This window comes from Longimicrobium sp. (genome assembly GCF_036280135.1).
GTDB lineage: Bacteria > Gemmatimonadota > Gemmatimonadetes > Longimicrobiales > Longimicrobiaceae > Longimicrobium.
Genome location: NZ_DASURI010000999.1, coordinates 1 through 3,967 on the forward strand (window position 1 = coordinate 1; position 3,967 = coordinate 3,967).

General features: G+C 73.3%; 3 protein-coding genes. 2 read left to right on the top strand and 1 reads right to left on the bottom strand.

The features are described from left to right. The coding region (locus tag VFZ20_RS32050; RefSeq protein WP_329688055.1) for a methyl-accepting chemotaxis protein at positions 1 to 868 on the top strand (868 nt) is incomplete at its 5' end. 204 nt (positions 869 to 1,072) lie between these two features. On the opposite strand, the gene VFZ20_RS32055 is transcribed toward VFZ20_RS32050, so the two are convergent. After that, the gene (locus tag VFZ20_RS32055) at positions 1,073 to 1,861 is read right to left on the bottom strand and encodes a TorF family putative porin (RefSeq protein WP_329688056.1); all 789 of its coding nucleotides are present in this window, start codon (positions 1,859 to 1,861) and stop codon (positions 1,073 to 1,075) included. A 192-nt stretch (positions 1,862 to 2,053) separates the two neighbouring features. Between VFZ20_RS32055 and VFZ20_RS32060 the strand changes: the two genes are divergently transcribed. Then, a partial coding sequence (locus VFZ20_RS32060; RefSeq protein WP_329688057.1) for a methyl-accepting chemotaxis protein occupies positions 2,054 to 3,967 on the top strand: 1,914 nt, incomplete at its 3' end.

Consider the following 3,967-nt stretch of genomic DNA (forward strand, 5'->3'; position numbering starts at 1 on the left):
CGAGTACCGCGGCGACTTCCTGCGCAACAAGGAGGCGATGAACCGCACCATCGAGAGCATGCGCGACACGCTGACGCGCATCCGCTCCGCGTCGGGGACGGTGGCGGCCAGCAGCACGCAGATCCGCAACGCGAGCCACGCGCTGTCGTCCGCCGCGGAGGAGACGAGCCGCCAGTCGCAGGCTGTGGGCGCCGCGAGCGAGCAGGCCGGTGTGAACGTGCAGACGGTGGCCGTGGCGGCGGAGGAGATGTCGGGCAGCATCCGCGAGATCAGCCGCCAGCTCCAGGAAGCGCTGCGTGTCGCCGGCGAAGCGAGCCGCCGCGCGGAGCAGACGGTGCGGATGATGGACGAGCTGGGCGCGTCGAGCGAGGAGATCGGCGAGGTGGTGAAGGTGATCACGTCCATCGCCCAGCAGACCAACCTGCTCGCGCTCAACGCCACCATCGAGGCCGCGCGCGCCGGCGAGGCGGGCAAGGGCTTCGCGGTCGTCGCCAACGAGGTGAAGCAGCTCGCCTCTCAGACGGCCAGGGCGACGGAGGAGATCGCGCAGAAGATCCGCGGGGTGCAGGACAACACGGGCGTGGCGGTGGGCGGGATCAGCGAGATCAACAAGATCATCCAGCAGATCAACGACGTCTCCACGACCATCGCCGGCGCCGTGGAGGAGCAGAGCGCGGCCACGGGCGAGATCGCGCGCAACGTGAACCAGGCGGCGAAGGGCACCGAGGAAGTGAGCCGCAGCATCGTCAGCGTGAGCGCGGCGGCGACGCAGACGGCGGGCGGCGCGGCGCAGTCCCTCAGCGCGAGCGACCAGCTGGCGGGCGTGGCGACGGAGCTGGAGAGCCTGGTGGGCGCGTTCCGCATCTAAAGCAACGGAATTTTCACGCAGAGGGAGCAGGGGCAGCAGAGGGTTTCATCTCGCGATGAAGTACTCTGCGCCTCTGCGGCTCTGCGTGAGAATGCAGTAGATGCTGGCGAAACGAGAAGGCCGGTCCCGGTGCACGGGGCCGGCCTTCTCGTTGAACCACCTCTGCTGCCCCTGCTCCCTCTGCGTGAGAAAGCAGTTCAAGCCTCAGCGCTGCAGGGCGCCGCTCCAGCTGGCGGTGACCCCGATCCACGCCTTGGCGCCGCGTGACGCGTCCGGGCCCACCACGCGGGCCAGCTCGTCGCGGGCCAGCAGCACGTGCGCCACGGGCGACAACCGCAGGGCGCCCGCCTGGAACGCGGTCGACACCGACACGTCCACGTGCGTGAGCCCCTCGTCCGCGTAGTAGTAGCCCTCGTCCGAGCCCTCGCGCAGCGCCTGTCCGTAGCTGAACGCCGCCACGGCGCCCACCGACACGGGCAGCCCCGCCGCCCGGGTGGCGTACGCGCCGCCCGCCTCCACGTACGCGCCCCGCACCTTTTGCACGTCGTAGTTCACCGACAGGCGCGGGGCCAGCGGCGCGTTGGGCAGCGCCAGGCGCGCGTACACCTCCGTGGTGTTGAACGCGGGCGTGAACACCTGCTCGTTGGGATACGTGAGCCGCAGCACGCCCGCCGTGGCGCTCACCCCGCCAAGGGTGGCCGAGGCATCGGCCCACAGGTCCAGCTCCGTGAGGTTGGGGCCGTGCTCGCCGGCCGTCATGCTCACGTCGCCGTCGTAGGGGGCCGCCTCGAGGTTGCTCCACGCGCCCGCGCTCAGGGTCACGCGGCGAACGGGGACGGTGAGCGTGGCGCCGGCCTGGGCCACGGGACGGCTGGTCAGGCTCAGGCCGCGCGTCACGTAGCCCGACGCGGCGGAGGCGTCCACGGCCAGGCCGGCCTGCGCGTGAAGGGGCGCGGCGGCCGCCAGCGCGGAGGCCAGGAGGGTGCGTTTCATCAGGGAGTGCTCCGGGATGGGGAACGGGGAAGGGGCGGCCGGCATTCGGCCGCACGCCTGGGTATCGGCCGTGCGCCCCGCGCGCTTCACCCCCTCTCAAGCCCGCCGCCCGCCGGACGATACTCCCGGTACGCGACCCTGGTGAGCCCGGCTCACCCCATCCGCCGCATCCCTCAACCCTTCCTGTTTGCGATGAGCAGCATCTTCACCCGCGTCCGCGCCGGGGCCCGGGGCACGCTCTCCGGGCGCATCCTCCTTCCCGTCTGCGCCGTGACGGCCCTGGCGCTGGCCGTGCTGGTGGGCGTGGTGTCGTCGCGCACGACGCGGCTGGCCGAGGACCAGGCCGCCGACGCCGCCCGCGAGATGGCCGAGCGCTACGCCAACGAGGTGCGCCGCGAGCTGGAGAACCCGCTGACCGTGGCCCGTTCGCTGGCCCAGGCGCTGGACGCCGGCCCGCAGGCCCGCACGCGCTCCGGCACCGACGCCCTGCTGCACTCCCTGCTGGCCGGGAACCCGGGCATCCTGGGCATCTGGACGGGGTGGGAGCCCAACGCCTTTGACGGGGCCGACGCCGAGCACGCGGGCACGGCGGGCCACGACGCCACGGGGCGCTACGTGCCGTACGTGCACCGCGGCGGCGGCCAGATCGCCCGCGAGGTGCTGGTGGACTACGAGACGCCCGGCGCGGGCGACTACTACGTGGTCACGCGCCAGCGGGGCAGGGAGACGGTCCTCGACCCGTACCCGTACGCCGTGGGCGGCAAGCAGGTGACCATGACGTCGCTCACGGTGCCCATCACCCGCAACGGCCGCTTCGTGGGCATGGCGGGCGTGGACCTGGCGCTGGCCTCCGTCCAGGGGTCGCTGGGCAGGATCCACCCGTACGAGACGGGCTTTGCCACGCTCATCGCCGGCAACGGCAGCATCGTGGCCGATCCCGACACGGCGCTGCTGGGCAAGGACATGCGCCAGGCCGGCCTGGACGACGAGGCGCGCACGGCCGTCGCGGGCGGCACGGCGCTGCTGCAGACGGGCCCGTCGCGCGCCCTGGGCGAGGAGGCCCTGCGCGTGCTCGTCCCCGTGCCCCTGGCCGAGACGGGGATCACGTGGTCGCTGGCCATCACCGTGCCGCGCGCGAAGGTGCTGGCCCGCGCGCGGGCGCTGCAGGCGTTCACGCTGGGGCTGGGCGTGCTGACGCTGCTGCTGGTGGGCGGCGTGCTGGTGGTGCTCGTCCGGCGGCTCACGGCGCCCCTGCGCACCCTGTCGGGCGTGGCGCTGGACGTGGCCGCGGGCGACGTCTCCGGCCAGGTGGAGCACCGCTCCGAAGACGAGATCGGCGCGCTGGCGGATGCGTTCCGCGCCATCGTCGATTCGCAGCGGGCGCTGGCGGACGGCGCGGAGCGGCTGGCGGCGGGCGACCTGTCGCGCGACGTGCGGCCGCGCGGCGAGCGCGACCGGCTGGGCAACGCGTTCGTGCGGCTGCAGTCCACCGTGCGCGACCTGAGCGTCGAGACGGGTGCCCTGGCCGATGCCGCGCGTGCCGGCGAGCTTTCCCGCCGCGGCCGGGCGGACCGCTTCGCGGGCAGCTTTCGCGAGCTGGTGCAGGGGATCAACGGCACGCTGGACGCCGCCATCGCCCCCGTGGACGAGGCGTCGGCGGTGCTGCGGCGCCTGGCGGACGGCGACTTCACGGCGCGCGTGGAGGGTGCGTACCAGGGCGACCACGCCGTCATCAAGGACAGCGTGAACCGCATGGCGGCCAGCGTGCGCGAGGCCCTGGCCCGCATCCGCGCGGCGAGCGGCACGGTGGCGTCCACGTCGGACCAGATCCGCACGGCCAGCCACTCGCTCTCTTCCGCGGCGGAGGAAACCAGCCGGCAGTCGCAGGCGGTTTCGGCCGCGAGCGAGCAGGCGGGCGTCAACGTGCAGACGGTGGCGGTGGCCGCCGAGGAGATGTCCGGCAGCATCCGCGAGATCAGCCGTCAGCTGCAGGAGGCCCTCCGCGTGGCCGGTGAGGCGAGCCGCCGCGCCGAGCAGACGGTGCGGATGATGGACGAGCTGGGCGCGTCGAGCGAGGAGATCGGCGAGGTGGTGAAGGTGATCACG

Excerpts from the sequence above, each read along its gene's own strand:
- VFZ20_RS32055 (WP_329688056.1), bottom strand. The coding sequence starts at position 1,861 with ATGAAACGCACCCTCCTGGCCTCCGCGCTGGCGGCCGCCGCGCCCCTT.